Here is an 18,765-nt window from a genome sequence, read left to right as displayed (position 1 = left end):
GTTCTTTGCGGAGACGAGTTCTTTGCTGCATGCGACCAAAACGAATGACCCGAACAGAAAGCCGCGAACGGACCCGTCAGCATCTCCTTGACGCAGCGGCGTTGTGTATAGCCGAGCAGGGGCTGATGGCGACGAGCGTGGAGGATATCGTCGCGCGGGTCGGCTACACCCGCGGCGCGTTCTACTCGAACTTCAGCAGCAAGCGCGAGCTATTTGTCGAATTGCTTCATGTCAAGCATCGCGAGATCCAGGAAAACCTGCAGACGCTACTGCAGGATGCCGCGGTGCCTTCCGGATCTATTCGACAGCAATTCGCGCTTCTACATGCGTGCCTCTATCCGAACAATGTCGACTACATCGTTTGGGCCGAGGCACGCCTGCAGGCGATTCGCGATGCGCAACTCCGGCGGCGTGTGAACACTATGTGCGTTGAAAGACACGACATAATCGTGCGCTTCGTCGATCGACTGTATGATTCTTGTAACACAAGAGTGGCGATTTCGGCGGCCGATCGCGCGCTTATCGTGGCTGCAGTCATGGATGTCCTGCCGTACTTTAGTCTGCCGACGGTCGACGAAATGCAGAATCCTTTCGTCGAAGCAATTTTAGGCGCCGTTTTTGGGAGCGCCATTGCCGATGGCCTTGACTGAACAGGCTTCGTCGACACATCGACCGCATGCAACGGACTTCCTCTGCGTCATGCGCCGGAGGAGCCGCACCGGCTCAATAGTTTCCTCGTTTTCCGACGAGGCCTGCGCCTTTTGGCATCTGATCGCGCGGCCTCAATCGCATCACCTTCATCTGACGAGAACACTGGCAAACCATAGACAGCGTTCTCGCGCTTTCTTTCACGATTGATGCAACAGAACGTGAATGATCGCGATGTGGTCGGCAGTATTGATCGGCACGCCTACGAAGAATGGAGCGGTGTCAGCGTGCGGGATCCACCGGGGTATACCCGAAGCCGGTTGATAAGCGTTTATGGTCATGGCAATGTCCCGCGTCGGATTTTGGATACTCCCTCCTGAGGGAAGCCTCCGCTCCTCAACCCGTGGCATGCTGGACCGCCACCGGCTGAACTTCATCTACTCGGTCTGCTGCGAAACAGGTAAACGCTACGCGACGTAGCAGTTTGAACTGCTCTATCGTCAAACCCAATGGTGCGCCAGATTTTCAACGCATGACGCGGACGGGTGGGGCTTGAGGGCGGAAAAGATGTTTCGGGTGGCCACCTTTCCCAGGAAAACACGTGCGCTCGAAGCGGCCGTCAGCCTCTATGCGCAGTGCCAACCGTTCCGGTGGAACGGCGTGCGCGTCCAAGACGCACTGGTCGACGAGGCATGCCCCAATAAGTTAATTGGCGCATGCTGATTAAATAGACGTCCCGGTGGCCTGGCACAACGGCCTTTGGATCCGAGGTGCGCGTCACATACGGGAAAATCCTGGCACCCCAGCATAAGCGCTGTACGGAAGAGCGATTTTTAAGAAGATCGTGCTGTGCGAGCCTGCTTCTCGATGCCATTTCAATACCACTGCAACAGATCACCGAAATAACATTGACGCGTCCCTGCGAACTTGACGCGGGAACGTGAGCGGTTGAATCGGACATCACTGAAGGGGGCAAAGTGCGTGTCTTTCCCCCGATGCATTGACTGGGAGAGGATGGTGGAAATTGTTGGATCGGAGATCGAACAAGTGGCCAAAACGGATCGGCCGGGAACTGGCGCACCGTTGTCGGGCGCACAAATGGTCGTGTCAGCGCTGCGACACGAAGGGGTCGACACCGTTTGGGGCTATCCGGGCGGAGCGGTATTGCCAGTCTACGATGCACTTCAGGAAAGTGACTGCATCACTCATCTGCTGGTGCGCCACGAGCAGGCGGCAGTGCACGCCGCAGACGGTTATGCACGTGCGACCGGGAAGGTAGGTGTCGCTTTGGTGACATCGGGGCCAGGCGTCACGAATGCGGTGACTGGCATTGCGACCGCATATTTCGACTCCATTCCGATTGTGGTGCTTTCCGGCAATGTACCGACGACCTCCATTGGAACAGACGCGTTTCAGGAGTGCGATACCGTCGGTATCACGCGATCCATCGTCAAGCACAACTTCCTCGTGCTGGACGTAGAGGAGTTGGCGGTTACGCTGAAGAAGGCATTCTATATCGCCCGTACCGGACGCCCTGGACCGGTGGTCGTGGATGTTCCAAAGGATGTCCTTCAGGCGAAGAGCAGATTTTCGTATCCCCAAACGGTGTCGCTGCGCTCCTATCGCCATCAAGCAGATGCACATGCAGGGCAGATACGTCGCGCTGCGGAAGCACTCGCGAATGCGCGCCGACCCTGTATATTTGTGGGCGGCGGCGCTGTAGCGTCTGAAGCAAGCGACGAGATCGGCGCGCTCGCGAAATGCCTCGATGCACCTGTCACCAGCACGCTTATGGCGCTTGGAAGCTTTCCTGGATCGGATTCGAGATGCCTTGGGATGCCCGGTATGCATGGCACCTTTGAGGCGAACATGGCGATGCAGCACTGCGACGTATTGATCGCGCTCGGCGCGCGATTCGACGATCGCGTGATTGGGAACCCCGAGGACTTTCAAGCCGATTCCAGAACGATAATCCATGTCGATATCGATCCGGCGACCATTGACAAGCGGGTTAGCGTTGAAATCCCGATCGTCGGCGACGTCAAGGCGGTAGCGCGTGGCATCCTTTCCCTGTTGAATGGTATTCAGATTGACTCGTCGAGCCGCGACAAGTGGTGGCGCGATATCGAAGTGTGGCGGGCCAAGCGCTGCCTTGCGTACTCGTATCACGATAACGTGATCAAGCCGCAGTTCGTAATCCAGAAGCTGTGGGAGGTTACAGCTGGCAACGCGTATGTCTGTTCGGACGTAGGGCAACATCAAATGTGGGCGGCTCAAATGTATGCGTTCAACAAGCCTCGCCATTGGATCAATTCCGGTGGGTTGGGAACGATGGGTGTCGGGCTGCCGTATGCGATGGGAGTGAAGCGGGCGTTTCCGCATGCAGATGTTGTGGCAGTCACGGGCGACGGCTCGATCCAGATGTGCATTCAGGAACTGTCTACGTGTAAGCAATACGACCTCGGGGTGAAGATCGTCTCGCTGAACAATGGTTACCTCGGCATGGTCAGACAGTTACAGCATGTTCACTATCATGACCGCTTTTCGCATTCGTATATGGATGCGCTGCCTGATTTTGTCGCGCTCGCCCGTGCCTACGGACACGTTGGCTTCCGCATTGAGCGACCATCCGACGTCGAACCGGTGCTGCGAGAGGCGATCTCGATGACCGACCGGACCGTTTTCATGGATTTTGCAATCGACGGCACGGAGAATGTCTGGCCGATGGTTCGGGCGGGATCAGGATTGACGGATATGTTGATGAGTTCGAGCGATATCGAGTACTAGTTCGATAGGCCCCGTACCCGAGCGAGGGAAGGGGAGGCCGGGATCCTTCTGGAAAATGCGGTTAATTTCTGGGGTGTATGAAGATGCAACTTGATGCGATCGACATTAGGATATTGAACGAATTGCAGAAGGATGCTCGGCTTTCCAATGTAGAGCTGGCTTCGCGCGTGAACTTATCCCCGTCCCCTTGCCTGGCTCGAGTCAAGGCCATGGAGCGCAGCGGGCTTATTCGTCAGCGGGTGACGTTGCTCTCGCCAGAAACTCTTGGACTCAATGTGAATGTATTTATTCACGTATCTCTCGAGAATCAAAGACGGGAGGGACTCGACGAATTTGAGCGTGCAGTCGTCGTTATACCTGGCGTGATGGAGTGCTATCTCATGACGGGTGATGCGGATTACCTTCTGCGCGTTCTTGTACGCGATACGCCGGCACTCGAGAAACTCATCGTGGACGAGCTTGCCCGTATCCCCAACGTTAAAAGCATTCGTTCAAGCTTCGCTTTGAAGCAAGTGATGTATTCGACCGCGATCCCCTTGGGTAACGGATGAGCAGGTCATCACCCTGGGCTCGCTTCGCACGTGGTCTTGCCCTACTTGAAGGCTGGAACAGCGTGTACCCACGTGTAGCGTGACAGCTTGTAAGCGACGTGTCGACGGTTCGGCAATTTGCCGCGGCGTCACGATCGAAAAGGTCGTGCCCGAGGTTCGTGAAGTACATTGAGCGACCCGACTGCGCCGGCAATTACGCGTGACCCGCGAGGCTTCGTCGAAATTGCGCCGAGCCTCTGCAATCATTCGGTAGCCGTTCGACGGAGTGAACAGAAGCCGGGCTCGATACAAGGCGAATGTCTCTCGATTGTTGCATTGGGGGCGCCGGCGTCGCGACTTCCCATGATCGAAACGCGCCGGACGTGGCGATCCTCTGCTTGTCGAGCAGTTCGCGGAACCATCTTCCGCAAGAAATCCCTAAGTGAGCACGATTCCAAGAGCCTTGCATGGGGCTGCATAGCATCATGCTTTGAAAGAGGTGCTGTGGATCAAGTCGGAATTGGACGTGTCCCGTCGTGCGAATGTGTTAGGTGAATCCAAACCTGATCTTATGTCATCGGCAGCTTGGTCAAACTAATTCACAGTATTGGCGGGGTCCGGGGCCTAACGCGGCGTAAATAACTGCAGAAAATCGCTATTTTGCGATGGATTCGATAAGTCGGGATATCTCCGTATGATGAATCTGTTGAAAATGGTGAGACGTCCTTGCGAGGTTCGCGGCATGTGCGATCCTCGTCAATCGACTGGATAAATGGATTGCATTATTTTGATTGATTCGAATATTAGGTGATTCCCGTTCTACTGCGCGTGTAAGTGAGAGTGCAATTTTGTGAACCGCAGTCACGCTTAAATGTGAAAATTTATAGATTGAAAAGGACTGCTATGTTTATCGGAGTTCCGAAAGAAACTCGCATGCATGAGACGCGCGTTGCCGCAACACCAGAGACTGTCAAGAAGCTCGTATCGCAAGGTCATCGGGTTGCAGTTCAGAGCGGCGCGGGCGAGGCGGCCAGCTACAACGACGAAGCATTTGCATGGGCAGGCGCGGAGCTCGTTGATGCAGACGTCGCACTTTCGGCCGAAATCGTCCTAAAGGTGCAGGCGCCGACCGAGATCGAACTGTCATTCCTCAAGCCGGGCGCTGTGCTCGTCGGCATGCTCGATCCCTTCTACGCGGACCACGCTATTCGTTTGGCTATCGAGGGCATTACAGCGTTCGCGCTCGAAGCCGCTCCTCGCACGACGCAGGCCCAAAGTCTTGACGTGCTGTCGTCCCAGGCCAATGTCGCGGGATACAAGGCGATACTTGTTGCGGCTAACTTGTACCAGCGCTTCATGCCAATGCTGATGACGGCCGCTGGTACGGTGAAAGCATCGCGTGTGTTGGTAGTTGGTGCCGGTGTCGCAGGCTTGCAGGCCATCGCAACGGCAAAGCGGCTCGGGGCAGTAGTGGAGGCGTCTGATGTGCGGCCGGCGGTAAAAGAGCAGGTCGAATCGCTCGGCGCAAAATTCCTGGACGTGCCGTACGAGACTGATGAGGAACGGGACGCCGCGCAAGGCGTTGGCGGATACGCGCAGTCGATGCCTGCATCGTGGCTGAACCGGCAGGCGGCGCTCGTGCACGAGCGTGCGAGGGAGGCCGACATCGTCATTTTGACGGCATTGATTCCCGGTCGACCGGCCCCGACGTTGCTACCCGTTGTCACGGTTGCGCAGATGAAGGCGGGCTCCGTGATTGTCGACTTGGCCGCGGGCCGCGGTCACGAGTTTGGCGGTAACCGCGGTGGTAACTGCCCACTTACCGAAGTGGATCGGATTGTGACCAAACATGGCGTCCATATCGTTGGATATACAAATCTCGCGTCAATGATTTCCGCCGATGCATCCGCTCTTTACGCCCGCAATGTACTCGAATTTCTCAAGCTCATCATCACGGATGAGGGAACCGTCAACATAGATACTTCGAATGAAATCGTCGCCGCAACGCTCCAGTGCCATGACGGAAAAACAACGAAAGCGGCTTAACCGGGAAATGCTTATGGATATCATCAATCCGATGGTTGTCAATGTGATCGTCTTCGTTCTGGCGATTTATGTAGGCTACCACGTTGTGTGGAACGTAACCCCGGCGCTGCATACGCCACTGATGGCGGTCACCAACGCTATCTCGGCGATTGTGATCGTCGGCGCGATGCTCGCCGCCGCATTGACGGTCTGCACGACCGGCAAGGTGTTCGGCGCGCTTGCGGTCGCGCTCGCAGCCATCAACGTGTCCGGTGGCTTCCTGGTAACGCGGCGTATGCTCGAAATGTTCCGTAAGAAAGAACCGAAGCGCGTCGAGGGTGCGAAGGAGGACGCGCGATGAGCATGAACGTCGTTACGCTTCTGTATCTTGTCGCGTCGGTATGCTTCATCCAAGCGCTGAAGGGGCTGTCGAACCCGAAGAGCGCGCGGCGTGGCAACGTGTTCGGGATGGTCGGTATGGCGATCGCGATCCTCACGACGCTCGCGCTGATCGTCAAACAGGCCGCCTCGCTCGGTGCGAACCAGCCGCTTGGGATCGGACTTGTGCTCGGCGCCCTGATGATCGGCGGCGCGATTGGCTTCGCGGTCGCCACACGCGTCGATATGACGAAGATGCCGGAACTCGTCGCGGCGATGCACTCGCTGATCGGGCTCACTGCGGTGTGCATTGCCTATGCGGTCGTGTCCGAGCCGGGCGCGTTCGGACTCGTGCCGCCGGGTGCGGCGTCACCGACCTTTATCCCGTTCGGCAACCGGATCGAGCTGTTTATCGGCACGTTCGTCGGCGCGATTACGTTCTCGGGTTCACTGATCGCATTCGGCAAACTGTCTGGCAAGTACAAGTTCCGGTTGTTCCAGGGAGCACCGTTCGTGTATGCAGGCCAGCATCTGGTGAACCTGCTACTCGCGCTCGTGATGCTCGGTTTCGGGGCGATCTTCTTCCTGACGCAATCGTGGCTGTCGTTCATCATCATGATGACGACCGCGTTCGCGCTCGGGGTTCTGATTATTGTCCCGATCGGCGGCGCGGATATGCCGGTGGTCGTGTCGATGCTGAACTCGTATTCGGGGTGGGCGGCAGCGGGAATCGGCTTCTCGCTGAACAACGCAATGCTGATCATCGCGGGGGCGCTGGTCGGCTCGTCGGGCACGATTCTGTCGTACATCATGTGCCGCGCGATGAATCGCTCGTTCTTCAACGTGATTCTTGGCGGGTTCGGCGGCGATGCGTCGGCCCATGGGCCGGTGGCTGGGAAGGAACAGCGCTCGGTGAAGTCGGGCTCAGCGGAGGACGCGTCGTTCATACTCGGGAACGCCCAGACGGTCGTGATCGTGCCGGGCTACGGGCTTGCGGTGGCACGTGCACAACACGCGCTGAAGGAGCTGACCGACAAGTTGGTCGAGAAGGGGATCGACGTGAAGTACGCGATTCACCCGGTCGCGGGGCGCATGCCGGGTCACATGAACGTGCTGCTCGCGGAGGCGGATGTACCGTACGAGATCGTGCACGAGATGGAAGATATCAACGGCGAGTTCGGACAGGTCGATGTGGTGCTGGTGCTCGGTGCGAACGACGTGGTGAATCCGGCGGCGAAGATCGATCCGCGGTCGCCGATTGCAGGGATGCCGATCATAGAGGCATACAAGGCGCGTACGGTGATCGTGAATAAGCGCTCGATGGCGGCGGGGTATGCGGGCCTCGACAATGACCTGTTCTACATGGACCGGACCATGATGGTCTTCGGGGACGCGAAGAAGGTGGTCGAGGACATGACCAAGGCGGTGGATTGACGATATGCGGAGTTGTGAGAAGGCGAGCCCATTCTCACGGGCGCGTTTTCGGACAAAGTCCACCTGCAATTGGCCAATCTCAGGGCAACGACGCATGGTGACCTGACTGGCCGCGCGAACATGTCGTCATCTTAGTGTGATGCATAGGAAGGGGCAGTATATGAAAACCAATGCGGCAGTAGCATGGAAGGCCGGCGCACCGCTTACGATCGAAGAAGTCGATCTTGAAGGACCGCGCGCGGGCGAAGTACTGATCGAGGTTAAGGCGACGGGCATCTGCCACACCGACTACTACACGCTGTCGGGCGCAGATCCGGAAGGGATCTTCCCGGCGATCCTCGGCCATGAAGGCGCGGGCGTGGTGGTCGACGTCGGCCCCGGCGTCGGCACCGTGCGCAAGGGCGACCACGTGATTCCGCTCTATACGCCCGAATGCCGCGAGTGCAAGTTCTGCCTGTCGCGCAAGACCAACCTGTGCCAGAAGATCCGCGCGACGCAGGGCAAGGGCCTGATGCCTGATGCGACGTCGCGCTTCTCGCTCGACGGCAAGCCGCTGTTCCACTACATGGGGACGTCGACGTTCTCGAACTACATCGTCGTGCCGGAAATCGCGGTGGCGAAAGTGCGCGAGGACGCGCCGTTCGACAAGATCTGCTATATCGGCTGCGGCGTGACAACGGGCGTCGGCGCGGTCGTGTACTCGGCGAAGGTCGAGGCCGGTGCGAACGTGGTCGTGTTCGGCCTCGGCGGGATCGGCCTGAACGTGATCCAGGGCGCGAAGATGGTCGGCGCGGACAAGATCATCGGTGTCGACATCAACCCGAAGCGCGTCGAGCTCGCGAAGAAGTTCGGGATGACGCACTTCATCAACCCGAACGAAGTCGAGAACGTCGTCGACCACATCGCGCAGCTGACCGACGGCGGCGCCGACTACTCGTTCGAGTGCGTCGGCAACGTGAAGCTGATGCGCCAGGCGCTCGAGTGCACGCACAAGGGCTGGGGCCAGTCGTTCATCATCGGCGTGGCCGCTGCGGGCGAGGAAATCAGCACGCGTCCGTTCCAGCTGGTGACGGGCCGCGAGTGGAAGGGCTCGGCGTTCGGCGGCGCACGCGGGCGCACCGACGTGCCGAAGATCGTCGACTGGTACATGGAAGGCAAGCTCAACATCGACGACCTGATCACGCACACGCTGCCGCTCGAGAAGATCAACGACGGTTTCGACCTGATGAAGAAGGGCGAGTCGATCCGCTCTGTCGTGCTGTACTGATCGCGAGACAACGACCATGCTCGAACTCGTTTCATCGCACGCGTGCCACGGCGGCGAGCAGCGCTTCTACCGGCATGAATCGTCGGTAATCGGCCTGCCGATGAAGTTCTCGGTGTACCTGCCGCCGCAGGCCGCGCACGGCCGCGTGCCAGCGCTGTTCTATCTCGCGGGGCTGACCTGCACCGAGGAGACGTTCGCGATCAAGGCCGGCGCGCAGCAATACGCGGCGCAGCATGGCATCGCGCTCGTCGCGCCCGATACGAGCCCGCGCGGCGCGGGCGTGCCGGGCGAGACCGACGCGTGGGATTTCGGCGTCGGCGCGGGCTTTTACGTCGATGCGACCGAAGCGCCGTGGTCGACGCATTACCGGATGGAGTCGTACGTGACGTGCGAACTGCGCGAGCTCGTCGCGGCCGAGCTGCCGATCGACGGCGCGCGGCTCGGCATCTTCGGCCACTCGATGGGCGGGCATGGGGCATTGACGCTCGCGTTGCGCCATCCGGGCCTGTACCGGTCGGTGTCGGCGTTCGCGCCGATCGCCGCGCCGACGCGCTGCCCGTGGGGCGATAAGGCGTTCTCCGGCTATCTCGGCGCCGATCGCGAGGCGTGGAAGGCGCACGACGCGAGCGAGCTGGTTGCGCGCACCGATGCGCCGAAGTTCGCGGACGGCATCCTGGTCGACCAGGGCCTCGCCGACCAATTCCTCGCGGACCAGCTGAACCCCGACGTGTTCGAAGCCGCGTGCGCGAAGGCGGGCCAGCCGCTGACGCTGCGCCGGCATCCGGGGTACGACCACGGCTACTACTTCATCTCAACGTTCATCGCAGATCACATCGCGCACCATGCCAAGGTGTTGATCGGGTGACGAAACGCACGGCGAGCCGCTGCCATATTATGCGGCGGCCGACGAAAGCGGTGGCGGTCGAGTCGCAGCGATAGACCAATTACCGCGTAGATTTCACTTTCAACTCGGAGATATCACAATGGCCGTATTTACTCATGTCACGCTGGGAACCAACGATCTCGAGCAGGCCCGGACTTTCTACGACAAAATTCTCGGCGAGATCGGTCTTAAGCGCCTTACCGACATTGACGACAAAGCGTCGATCTGGGGCGTGGACAAGCCTTCGTTCTTCGTCCTGAGTCCGGCGAACGGTCAACCTGCCACTGTCGGCAATGGCGTAACCGTGTCGTTCGAAGCGCCGAGTCGCGCCGCAATCGATGCGTTCCATCGTACGGCACTGGCTGCCGGTGCGAAGGATGAGGGGGCAGCCGGTCCGCGTGATTGGGCACCCAATGCATACGCCGCGTATGTTCGTGATCTCGATGGTAACAAGCTTGCTGTCTATTGCTTCAAGCCTGCTTGACATGCGAAGCGATTACCAGGCGTGAATCAACGAATCGCGCCTGAACGACTCGAGGGCCGTCGCAGGCCTTCGAGCATGCCGATTTTATGGCCACTTGCTAATGCGCTTGTGGCTCATACCGCATCAATGCCTTCGTAGAGTACCGCCTCATGGTGCTCTCGACGGCCAAATCGCTCGCGATAGGACATTGGCGTGACACCCAGCAATTTCTGGAAAGCTTTTCTCATCGTTTCGTAATTTCCGAACCCCGCATTTGCTGCGATGGTCTTGGCCGGAAAATCCCCATCCTCCAGCATACGCCGCGCGGCTTCGACACGCGCACGTTCGATGAACTGCGTCGGAGTCGTGCCGGTTTCGCGCTGAAAGCAGCGGTTGAAGTTGCGCACACTCATCGAAAGACGGGAGGCCATCTCTTCCGTCCGGACACGTCTTGTCAGATCGCCGAGCAGCCACTCCTGCAAATCCCGAATACCTGGATGAATGGTGATTTGGCTAGCGAGATGCGCGCTAAACTGCGATTGTCCACCCGGTCGTTTGAGATAGACGACCAGATCGCGCGCGACGTCGAGCGCGACGCCGGTGCCGAAGTCTTCCTCGACGAGCGTGAGGGCGAGGTCGATGCCCGCAGTCACGCCAGCGGAGGTCCAGAGCGGGCCTTCGCGAATGAAAATGCAGTCTGGTTCCACCTGAACCGCGGGATACCGCTCCTGAAGACATTGCGCGGACGCCCAGTGCGTCGTCGCCCGCTTACCATCTAGAAGACCGGCAGCGGCGAGAAAAAACGCTCCGGAACACAGCGCGGCAGTACGCTGCATTCGATGCCCCGAGGTTTCCAGCCATTCCACGATCTGTGGTGTGTCATCGACGGCTTGCTCGATCAGCTGTGTGCCTACAACGATCGCAGTATGTGGTAACGCCAGTGTGCTGAGCGCCTTCGAGGCCCGCAGCGATACACCAATGTCCGAGCAGATTTCACCGCACTGGGTCGCAACGATCTTGACGTCATAGCCGCCGCTGATTCCGCGGCGCGCCAAATGAAAATTTGCGTAGTTGAATACGCTCATCGGCCCGGTGACTTCAAGCACTTTGAAACCGGTATAGATGACGATATCGACGGTGATTAACATTCTTTTTCCTGCCGGGTACTGCGTATGGGGTTGCGCTTCATCCATTGGCGAGCGCACGCCATACGACCTTGATTCCCTGACGGATGGCAGAAAGTTGGGGGGCTTCGTCACCACTACGGCGAAGAAATAGGACTAGGCCGTCCGCATGTGCGGTCAGAAGCGCACTGCGGACGGCGCGTTCCTCAGTTGAGAGAAATGGACTCGCTTCATTGACGATCTGGTCGAACATCTGTCGAAACTGACCGTTGGTCGCGCTCACAAGTTCGGCGGCAAACGGTTCGTGTTCGGCGAGTGCCCAGACTTCGAGAACAAAGCCAGCAGCATCGGATTCGCCAAAGTCGTCGACGAAGCTATCGACAATCGCATCGAGACGTTGGTGCGGCGAAAGCAGTTTATTGCTAGCGACCATTCGGTACCGCCCCACATAGCGGCTGACGTACTCACGGATCGTTTCACGAAGGAGATGTTCTCGAGACGGAAAGTAGTGTTGCAGTGTACTTAGCAAGATCCCTGTCTCTGCGGCAACGCGGTTGACGCTGTATTTTGCATAGCCTTCAGACGTCAAAACATGCATTGATGCTTCGAGAATCTCCGGCACGCGACTGGCACGATTGCCGCGCTTCCTCGGTCGGGGTTTTTCGCGCGTGCCGGACATGTCTTCGGACGCGATCGTGATTTTATCCATGTGGTCGGTCCCTTAAAGCAGAGCAGGCTTCCAGTACTTCACAACCTCGCGACCGCAGTAGAGCGCGGCGTTGCAGCAGATGTTGACAGGCCGCGATTCGTTGGTCGGGGATGGCGAAGAAGCTCGACATGCAATGGATTATAGGTTGCTTGACCGTAATTTTATACGCGTTGCTACCTATATTTGCGGACGTGGCATAGGCATTTACCCTGAATTTAGCAATATTTGCATGGCGTTATAGGTTGGGCAACCTATAATCAAGAAACACTAAGCAGCAACGCGTCCCCGTGGCGAGAGTCCGGTAGCTGAACGCACACGCTGCAATGAAATGGCGGAAGCCTCTCGGAGACGATCATGACCCAGTGCATCAGCGAACGAGACTTCGAATTGGTGACGGATGCCTACGACAGTCTCAGGGCAGTCATTCTCGATGACGACGGCAATGAGGTGGCAACGGTGAATCGAGCCACATACACACACGATGAGGGCATGATCATCGCTCATACATTGTGTGCTGCTCCTGCGATGCTTCGCGCGCTGGAGCTGGCTTTGGAGGCATACAGCCCGAACTCACACCTCCTTGGTGTCGACTGCACGCACGCCCAATGCAGTGCTGCACGCGCAATGCGTGCGGCGATCAGTCTGGCTCTCTACGGTGATCGTGAAGAGCACCGGTCGGCACATCAATCGCTGCAACTGCGGCACAGTGCTTACACGTAGCCACACTGCTTCCTCGACATCGGCTCATCTGCGCCTCGGTGGAATATGCGGGCGGCGATCGCGCCAACATGCCCAGCGTCAGCTGCTATTACCGACCGTCCGCCATTCCGCATCGGGCGGTTTCTGTTTAGCAGCGGAAGACATGCATTGCCCTCGATACAACTTTTTAGTCAGGTTAGATGATGGATCACACAATGTTTCCAGTTCGAGTTGCCCGCAAGACGCGAGAAGCAGACGGTATTTTCAGTTTTGAGTTCGTGCACGTTGACGGCGATTGGCTGCCTGAATTTTCGGCCGGAGCTCACATCGACGTTCGAGTCGGTCACGGCCTGACACGCCAGTATTCGCTTTGCAACTGCCCGAGCGAACGGCATCGGTACGTGATTGCCGTGTTGAAGGAGCCGAACTCCCGCGGTGGCTCCGTCGCAATGCATGATCAGATAGCGGAGGGTGACGTAATTCAAATCAGCCAGCCTCGCAATCACTTTCCACTTTGCTCCGAGTCGAAGGACAGTCTCTTGTTGGCTGGCGGTATCGGAGTCACGCCCATTCTGAGCATGGCGGAGCAGCTCGCAAGCACCGGCGCACAATTCGAGATGCACTACTGTGCGAGATCACTGGAACGCACCGCGTTCGTCGACCGAATAAGGGGAAGCGCGTTCGGCGATCATGTCTGCTTCCATTTTGACGATGGCCCGCCAGATCAGAGGCTTGATCTTGCGGTCTTGCTTGGCAAACCAACCGAAGATCGGCACCTTTACGTGTGCGGCCCGAGAGGATTTCTCGATGCGGTGATTGAGACAGCGAAGGAGGCGGGCTGGACCGAATCCAACATCCATTTCGAATACTTCTCTGCCCCGGTGCAGGTAGCGGAGAATGACGGCGCGTTCGAGGTCCGGGTAGCGAGCAGCGGAAAGATCGTGCGAGTTACAGCGGATCAGACCGTCATATCTGCGCTCGCGGGAGCTGGCGTTGACGTGCCTGTTTCATGTGAATTGGGCGTATGTGGTACTTGTCTGACGCGCGTATTGGAGGGTGTGCCGGATCATCGGGATAGTTACTTGACGAACTTCGAAAGAGACTCAAATCATCAGTTCCTGCCATGTTGCTCGAGAGCGAAAACCCCTCTTCTGGTTTTGGACCTTTGATCGCGGCACGTCTCGACTCCCTGGTTGCGTGCGCTGGTCTGGTGCCACTGCAGCCAGCGGAGCAGGGGACTGCACGGCCGGTACATTTTTTTGCTGGGGCACGATAGGTAGTTCGCTGCGGTCGCCTGCCGTACGACAAGGCGAAGGTGCTAGAAAAAGTACTTAACCAGCCAAAGGAAGTTCCGGTTCACGATGGATCACCGGTTCGATGCGACGGCTGTCTCGGATGCCAATGGTGCGAATCGGAATCGCAGCTGCGATTGACATGGAGAATTCAGGCGCTTATAGCCGGGCTTGTGCAATCCACGGTGTTTGAATCATCTATTGGCCGCCCCAGTTGTTTGCACTTATGCAGCGTCGCGAGCCTGTATCGAGCAGTTTTGCCAGTTCCCTCTTTTGTAGACCGTCTGGAGCCGTCGGCGTCGCCCGTCGCAGCGTCGCCGGAAAAGACGTGCTTCCGTGCCGGAACGCAACCATGTCTCAATCCCAATAGTCGCACACCGACTGCTTGTATGAACTCAGTACGACGATGAAGGTGAGGAAAAGAAAAGCGATCCGGGGATGTCCGCGGGGTGACACATCAACCGGATCGCCAGCGAACGCGGCACAAGCCGCGCTAGTGTTAGAGAGCGGGCATGACAGGGTTCGCCGAGTGCTCAACCTCATGGCGATGTGAAATCAATGGGACGTTCTGCGGTTCCGGTTTGGCTTGCTCCTTGATCAGTGCAGCCAATACGCGTCGCGCGCGCATCGAGCCGCCATCGGCCGAAAACATTACCGGATTCATGTCGTCGATGTCACGATCGCCAAGTTGTTTCTGCTGCGCCTCGATCATCGGTTTGTCTTGCCCGTCGAATGCATGCTTGATGATTTCGCGCCATTGAGTGTCGCTCGCCGGATCGCCGACATTGTAGCTGCGCGTCACCCCCCAGAAATAATACGTCGTGGATTCGTCCTTCGGCGTCAGAATATCGGTACCGTATACAAAGATACCGTGCGTGCGCGGTGCTCCCAATTTGGTTACACCGACATCCAAGAGAAGGTGCGCGGGTGCGTCCCAGCGCATGTATGTCCATTGGTCGACATTCTCGCCAGCGACATGGTCCTTCCACAGCATCGCGTGTGCAGGCTGAATCTCGTCGTCGGGCATCCACTTGTTGGCATAGACTGTGGTGCCGCGCTGCACGACTTCCAACTTGGCCGTGTAGAGAGAAGGCATCGACAACAACCCTTCATGGACCGTGCCGGCATGCGAGAGGTCCATCAGGTTGTCGGTGATGAGCTTGTAATTCGCGTCGACTTCGAGCACTCCGCCCACGAATGCAAGCTCGCTATCGTCATGGCAGCTGAAATCAGGAATCGTGGATTCGTCCGCGTTGTCAGGATCGCCCATCCATACCCAGACCAGCTTGTGTCGTTCCACGGCGGGATAGCTGGGTACACCCATCTTGTCCGGCACCTTGCCGTCGCCATGCGGGATATGGACACACCGCCCGGCAGCATTGAATTCCAGTCCATGGTACGGGCACTGAACCTGGTCACCGATGAGCTTGCCCATGTTGAGCGGCGCGAATCGGTGCGGGCACACATTGCCCATCGCCACGGGAGTGCCGTCCTCGCGACGGTATAGCAGCACGGGCTGCTTGATGATCGTGCGAGTCAGCAGTTCACGCTTAACCTCGTCGGCCCAAGCTGCGGCATACCACGCTTCCTTCAAGAATTCCTTTGTCGACATTCCCCAATCTCCTTGATTCAATGCAAAAAGTCGTCATGGACGAAATCATGCTGGCTGGCACTCCACCGGAGTAGCCGGTGGTGGCGTGCTTCCATTGCTTTTCTAGTGTGTCGAGACACACCGTCCATCGTGAGCGCTATCTCAGACGAGCAGTGACACCATCGAAAGAACTTGCCCTCTTTTCTGATGCTGAGGACAGAGGCCGGCGCGTCACGTGTCAATATACGTCTGCACCTGATGTGAAGCTGTGCAATTCTTGCCCGCAACGGAAAAAAGTTGCGGCCGTCTTGGTGATAAACACGGTTCAATTCACCTTGCAGCGCTTACATAAAACGCGACGTTAGAAGTGGTGTTTCCTGCCGGGCGCGATGGTGGTGCGAAAGGGGCTGAGGAACGAAGGCGTTCGGCGGAGACGACGTGTTCCACACTAGTCCACGCCTAAGCAGGTCGAATGAATCGACATGAGTCGGGCGGGCCAATTCGAAAGCGATGTCGGCCTGTCGACAAGCACCATAGGTCTGCTGTGGTGCTACTCGGAGTTGGCTTTCGAGATTGACGGATACGGGGACACTCTAGTGCAGCTGGCGTCACTGCGAAACGCCGCAGTCCTCGCGCTCCGCGACGGCGCATCTGGACGGATAACACCATTCCCAATACCCGGCTATCGCTGGAAAAATCGGAAGGGTACCGGGTCTTTACCGATCCCGGATTCGCGCAATAAAAATCAAGAACAGCATGATTCGTCGAGCGGAGACCTTGCGCTCGATCAACACTGGCCGTGTTGGTTTCCTGTTAGCCATGTGAAGGGGGAGATACGAGAATGAAGAAGCATGTTGCACGGAAAGCAAGAGCAGGCCTGTTGTTTTGCGGTTTGAATCTCGGGGCGTCGGTCGCGCTTGCGAACAACGGCGCAGAACTCTCGGCAAACGGGCCGACGGCCGCCGGTATGGGGGGGGTGTCGATTGCGATCCCACAGGGTACAACGACCGCAGTCGACAACCCTGCTGGCATGTCCGAGGTTGGGAACCAGATTGACTTCTTCGCCGTCGCAGTCGCGGCAGCGGCGAACTCGACTTTCGTCTCACCTGAGAATCATCAGTTCTCCCGTTTTGTTTCGGTTGCTCCACAAATGGGCTTCAACTACCAGGTGGCTCCTAAGTGGACGTTCGGTGTTTCGGTGACAGGTGCGGGGTTGGCATCAAAATACGGCGAGGCTCCGCTTCCGGTTCCGGGGGCGAGTATCGCAAAGGCGAGTCTGCTGATCATTAACGCGGCGCCGACAGTGACCTACAAGCCTTTGCCGAATCTATCCGTCGGTGCGTCGCTTGTATTGGCGGTCATGCAGTTTCGCGCTAGTGGGTTGATCGCGCCGGGGCCGACGGGCCCAATCGCCATTCCGAGCCGTGGAAATTCCTATGCGACTGGTATCGGCGCCGGATTCGGCGTGCTTTGGACTCCGGTTCCGATGGTGAGCGTTGGCGCGTCGTACTATACGAAAACCAGGTTTACGCCTCTGAGCCACTACAAGGACGATATCCTGGCACCGAGTGGCGGCCACCTCGATATGCCTTCAAAGTATGGGGTCGGTATTGCGATCCGGCCGTTGCATGGTCTCACGCTCGGTGTCGACTACCTCAGAATTCTGTGGAGTGGGGCCGCAGGGGTTAATATGCCGGCGAGCTTCAATTGGCACGATCAAAATGTAGTTCGGCTTGGTGTCGCCTACGATATCAACGAGAAGTGGACGGTTCGAGCAGGCTACAGTTTTGCCAATTCATTTATCGACTCTGACCATACGTTGGCCAATTACTATGCGAACGGGATCACTGATCGATCAGTAACGGCTGGAGCTACGTACAACATCGATAAAAAGAACTCGGTAACTTTTGCGGTCGAATACGACATTCCAAGGACGGTTATCGGAACTGGGCCAAGCACCGGGACAAATATTTCCGCGAATTCCCAGTGGTACTCCATCGGGTACACGCATAAATTTTAACTTGATAAGCGGTTAGATCTATATTGGCCGAATAGACACACCAATCACGTGACCCATCTTGCGTGATTGGCGCGCCAATATTCCGTTATTGAGCTGCTCTCTGAGCAGCCTGCCATTTGGCTGTGTCGTAACAAGGCACGAGCATCAGACTTGCGAGTCCGAGCCGTACCGGTCCCCGGCGGGCACTATACGCATTGGCTCGACCGCCGTTCAATGTGCTTGGTCCGGGGCTGTCCAACGAGCGGTCGATTCAAAAATACAGTCGGCCGCCTCCGAAATGGGCAGCTCGAGACATCGACTCGGCAACGGACTACCTTTCCAGACGTCCCGGCGTCACTATGTCGGCTATCCCGCCTCATACATCCTCGGTGCGCTCCAACAAGTGATGCACGCATTGCGCATCTTGATCGGAACTGGAATTGCGCCTGTAACTCATGGTCTTCACGAACGATTCGGCCATGCCATTGCTCTGGGGCGAACGCTCAGGCGTGTTCAGCGGCTCAAGGCCCAGTTCCCGAGCGAAGCTGCGCGTGCGGTGGTCGATGGAGGCCGAGCCGTTGTCCGACAGCCATTCGATGGGCTGCGCTGCCTGCGTGGTGCCGAAGCGCTGCTCGACGGCTGCCAGCATCACGTCGCGCACTACATCACCGCTATGTCCGTCGGTCGTCGCCGCCCAGCTAATCGCTTCCCGGTCGCAGCAGTCCAGCGCGAACGTTACGCGCAACGGCGTGCCATCCTCGCACCGGAACTCAAAGCCATCGGAGCACCAGCGGGTGTTGCTGCGGTCCACCGCAACGCGACCGTCATGGCGCCGCTGTGTCTGCGCCCTCCGCCTCGGCGGGAGAACCTCGACATTGCAATGTGCAGGCGCTGGTAACTTGGCGCCGGTCACTCGTAGAGTTGACTTCGGGATGC

General features: G+C 58.0%; 15 protein-coding genes and 1 pseudogene. 12 read left to right on the top strand and 4 right to left on the bottom strand.

The genetic code is table 11. The features are described from left to right. Positions 1-44 precede the first annotated feature (44 nt). The 9 genes from PL79_RS21925 to PL79_RS21885 all read left to right on the top strand — a co-directional run bounded on the left by PL79_RS21925 (position 45) and on the right by PL79_RS21885 (position 10,436). A complete protein-coding gene (locus PL79_RS21925; RefSeq protein ID WP_052664744.1) occupies positions 45-650 on the top strand; it encodes a TetR/AcrR family transcriptional regulator in 606 nt (201 codons plus the stop codon). Positions 651-1,662: 1,012 nt separating this feature from the next. After that, a complete protein-coding gene (ilvB, locus tag PL79_RS21920; RefSeq protein WP_044847009.1) occupies positions 1,663-3,435 on the top strand; it encodes a biosynthetic-type acetolactate synthase large subunit in 1,773 nt (590 codons plus the stop codon). A 77-nt stretch (positions 3,436-3,512) separates the two neighbouring features. Then, on the top strand, positions 3,513-3,986 hold the full coding sequence (locus tag PL79_RS21915) for an Lrp/AsnC family transcriptional regulator (protein WP_044847010.1): 474 nt from the start codon (positions 3,513-3,515) through the stop codon (positions 3,984-3,986). A gap of 882 nt (positions 3,987-4,868) precedes the next feature. Next, the gene (locus PL79_RS21910) at positions 4,869-6,011 is read left to right on the top strand and encodes a Re/Si-specific NAD(P)(+) transhydrogenase subunit alpha (RefSeq protein ID WP_044847011.1); all 1,143 of its coding nucleotides are present in this window, start codon (positions 4,869-4,871) and stop codon (positions 6,009-6,011) included. A 13-nt stretch (positions 6,012-6,024) separates the two neighbouring features. Then, positions 6,025-6,351 (top strand): NAD(P) transhydrogenase subunit alpha, encoded by a 327-nt coding sequence (locus PL79_RS21905; protein ID WP_044847012.1) that lies wholly within the window; start codon positions 6,025-6,027, stop codon positions 6,349-6,351. Then, positions 6,348-7,802, top strand: coding sequence for an NAD(P)(+) transhydrogenase (Re/Si-specific) subunit beta (locus PL79_RS21900; RefSeq protein ID WP_044847013.1), 1,455 nt, complete (start codon positions 6,348-6,350; stop codon positions 7,800-7,802). The genes PL79_RS21905 and PL79_RS21900 overlap by 4 nt, the downstream gene beginning before the upstream one ends. 160 nt (positions 7,803-7,962) lie before the next feature. Continuing rightward, positions 7,963-9,069: an S-(hydroxymethyl)glutathione dehydrogenase/class III alcohol dehydrogenase gene (locus PL79_RS21895; RefSeq protein ID WP_044847014.1), complete on the top strand. Its 1,107-nt coding sequence runs from the start codon at positions 7,963-7,965 to the stop codon at positions 9,067-9,069. 16 nt (positions 9,070-9,085) lie between these two features. Continuing rightward, positions 9,086-9,934, top strand: a complete 849-nt coding sequence (gene fghA, locus PL79_RS21890; RefSeq protein ID WP_044847015.1) for an S-formylglutathione hydrolase — start codon at positions 9,086-9,088, stop codon at positions 9,932-9,934. A gap of 118 nt (positions 9,935-10,052) precedes the next feature. Then, complete coding sequence (locus tag PL79_RS21885; RefSeq protein WP_082088652.1) at positions 10,053-10,436, top strand: VOC family protein; 384 nt, start codon at positions 10,053-10,055, stop codon at positions 10,434-10,436. A gap of 113 nt (positions 10,437-10,549) precedes the next feature. Here the strand turns inward: PL79_RS21885 and PL79_RS21880 are convergent, their stop codons facing one another. Both PL79_RS21880 and PL79_RS21875 read right to left on the bottom strand, forming a co-directional pair. Continuing rightward, a complete protein-coding gene (locus PL79_RS21880; protein WP_044847017.1) occupies positions 10,550-11,563 on the bottom strand; it encodes a GlxA family transcriptional regulator in 1,014 nt (337 codons plus the stop codon). Positions 11,564-11,600: 37 nt separating this feature from the next. Beyond that, positions 11,601-12,248, bottom strand: coding sequence for a TetR/AcrR family transcriptional regulator (locus tag PL79_RS21875; RefSeq protein WP_082088653.1), 648 nt, complete (start codon positions 12,246-12,248; stop codon positions 11,601-11,603). Between the two features lie 354 nt (positions 12,249-12,602). On the opposite strand from PL79_RS21875, the gene PL79_RS21870 reads away from it, so the two are divergent. Beyond that, positions 12,603-12,968, top strand: coding sequence for a hypothetical protein (locus PL79_RS21870; protein WP_044847019.1), 366 nt, complete (start codon positions 12,603-12,605; stop codon positions 12,966-12,968). Positions 12,969-13,150: 182 nt separating this feature from the next. Further along, positions 13,151-14,116, top strand: a complete 966-nt coding sequence (locus PL79_RS21865; RefSeq protein ID WP_082088665.1) for a PDR/VanB family oxidoreductase — start codon at positions 13,151-13,153, stop codon at positions 14,114-14,116. A gap of 622 nt (positions 14,117-14,738) precedes the next feature. Here the strand turns inward: PL79_RS21865 and PL79_RS21860 are convergent. Then, positions 14,739-15,851, bottom strand: coding sequence for an aromatic ring-hydroxylating dioxygenase subunit alpha (locus PL79_RS21860; RefSeq protein ID WP_044847020.1), 1,113 nt, complete (start codon positions 15,849-15,851; stop codon positions 14,739-14,741). A gap of 820 nt (positions 15,852-16,671) precedes the next feature. Between PL79_RS21860 and PL79_RS21855 the strand changes: the two genes are divergently transcribed. Continuing rightward, positions 16,672-17,850, top strand: a complete 1,179-nt coding sequence (locus tag PL79_RS21855; RefSeq protein WP_082088654.1) for an OmpP1/FadL family transporter — start codon at positions 16,672-16,674, stop codon at positions 17,848-17,850. Between the two features lie 433 nt (positions 17,851-18,283). Here the strand turns inward: PL79_RS21855 and PL79_RS21850 are convergent. After that, positions 18,284-18,688 (bottom strand): annotated as a pseudogene (locus PL79_RS21850) (DDE-type integrase/transposase/recombinase); the annotation flags it as partial. Positions 18,689-18,765: the final 77 nt, after the last annotated feature.

Origin of the sequence: Burkholderia sp. USMB20 (assembly GCF_000949135.2) — a bacterium.
Classification (GTDB): Bacteria; Pseudomonadota; Gammaproteobacteria; order Burkholderiales; family Burkholderiaceae; genus Burkholderia.
The sequence above is the reverse complement of the archived record's forward strand: the minus strand, read 5'-3'. Positions and strand labels throughout refer to the sequence as shown.